The organism is Candidatus Saccharimonadia bacterium (genome assembly GCA_035544015.1).
GTDB lineage: Bacteria > Patescibacteriota > Saccharimonadia > UBA4664 > UBA4664 > UBA5169.
On the sequence record DATKIP010000116.1, the window covers coordinates 1 to 1,970 of the forward strand.

The following is a 1,970-nucleotide window of genomic DNA, read 5'->3' on the forward strand; positions in this document are numbered from 1 at the left end:
GCCTAACGAATGAAAGGGACTTCCCCGTCCCGAGGTGTCCGCGCTAGAGCGGAGTACGGCAACGAAGTGCCACGATGGGAAGTGCGAAGTCTCATCAACTCACTTCAGAAGGGGAAGTCCATGAGCATTGTCTTCGTTGGCATCGATCTGGCCAAGAACGTCTTTGCGGTACACGGTGTTGGTGAGGCGGGCAAGCCTGCGCTGGTACGACCCGCCGTGCCGCGCGCCCGGCTGCACGAGCTGATCGCCTCGCTGGCGCCGTGCACGGTGGCGATGGAGGCGTGCACCGGCGCACACCACTGGGCACGGCTGTTTGCGGCCCACGGTCACACCGTGCGGTTGATCGCCCCGAAGTTCGTCGCGCCGTACCGCATGAGCGGGACTCGTGGCAAGACCGACGCCGCCGACGCGGCAGCGATCTGCGAGGCCGTGCAGCGGCCCAACATGCGCTTCGTGCCGATCAAGAGCGAACAGCAGCAGAGCCAACTCATGGTGCACCGCGCCCGCCAGGGCTACGTGCAGGCGCGCACCGCGTGCATCAACCGCATCCGCGGTCTGCTGGCGGAGTTCGGCCACGTGCTGGCGCTGAAGGCCGACACGGTGCGCCGCCAAGCCGGCGCCTTGCTGGAGGACCTACCGGGCTGGGCCAACACCGTGATCGGCGATCTGCTCAGCGAGCTGCACCGGTTGGACGAGCGCATCGCCCAGTACGACCGCCACGTCGCGCAGATTGCGCGCGAGGACCAGCGGGCCCAGCGGCTGATGGCCCTGCCCGGCATCGGCAGCACCACCGCCACTGCCGTTGTTGCGATGATCGGCAACGGCCATGAGTTCAACTGCGGCCGGCAGTTCGCGGCCTGGCTGGGCTTGACGCCGGGGCAGTACAGCTCTGGCGGCAAGACTCGACTGGGGCGCATCACCAAGGCCGGCGACGGCTACTTGAGAAGCCTGCTGATTCTGGGAGCCCGTGCAGTGCTGGCGCGAGCCAAGGCCAGCAGCGATGGCATCAGCAGCTGGGCGCTGGCGCTGCAGCAACGCCGCGGCTACTGGAAGGCCGTGGTGGCTGTGGCGGCGAAGAACGCGCGCCTGGCCTGGGCGGTGCTGCGCAGTGGCGAGGCATTCAAGATGCCGGCGTAGCCGATCCCATCGGCCGACCGAGCAAACCGACTTCACCGCGTGAACACGAAGCGTTGATGAGCAAAGGTTGGACCTGCGCGGGCAGTGACCGTTGAGCTCTCGGGCAGCTTGGCTGCCGGCTAACGAATGGGTCGCCCGCGCTGCGTCTTGCATCAGGGTCCGCAGCCAACACGGCTGCATCGATGACCGGTTGTAGTTTGTCAGTCCGCAACCTTGGCTCGATCGAATCGACGCGACAGACGCGCGGTGAAGCTGCAAGTCCAGACATGAATCGAGCCGCTGCGCGGCTCGAGAGGACTCATTCGCTTGACAGACGGGGAAGCCCTTGTAGTTTGAGTTCACCCGCTCGGTGCAATGAAGGGTTAGGCCGCACGTAGCTTAGCGGGCACGAATCTCACCCGCGGCGGCATACAGCAACCGCACTCCGAATGCGCCGACGACAGCGCCAGCAGTGCGACCGATGGCCACTCGCTTGCGCGCGTACTGTGCCTGCACACGGTGATGGGAGAAAGCCAGGGCGAGAAACATGTGCCACACGAAAGCATTGACCACAACCAGCCCCACCGCAAGCAGGAGCAGCAGCGGTGGTGGCTCCGGTGGCAGTGCGGTGGCGAAGACGCTGCCGAAGAACAGCGCAGACTTGGGATTCATGATGTTCGTGAGAAACCCAAGGCGGAACGCCGCGCTGGGCGAGAGTTGTACGTGCTGGCTGCTGCCAGCAGCAGCGCTCGAGCGCCAGAGCCGCAGGGCTACGGACAGCAGATAGAAGCCGCCCGCGACTTGAACTGCAATGCGTAGGTACGGATGGGCGGCAAAGATCGCATTCACGCCCA

2 protein-coding genes are annotated in these 1,970 nt (G+C 65.5%); one reads left to right on the plus strand and one right to left on the minus strand.

The window, feature by feature from the left end; translation table 11 throughout:
* Positions 1–120: 120 nt before the first annotated feature.
* Positions 121–1,137, plus strand: coding sequence for an IS110 family transposase (locus tag VMT30_09580; protein HVQ45175.1), 1,017 nt, complete (start codon positions 121–123; stop codon positions 1,135–1,137).
* A gap of 378 nt (positions 1,138–1,515) precedes the next feature.
* On the opposite strand, the gene VMT30_09585 is transcribed toward VMT30_09580, so the two are convergent.
* Positions 1,516–1,970: LysE family transporter (locus VMT30_09585; protein ID HVQ45176.1), on the minus strand; the 455-nt coding region annotated here is incomplete at its 5' end.

Bases quoted from the DNA above. Each gene is read 5' to 3' on its own strand.
- VMT30_09580 (HVQ45175.1), top strand. From the start codon at position 121: ATGAGCATTGTCTTCGTTGGCATCGATCTGGCCAAGAACGTCTTTGCG.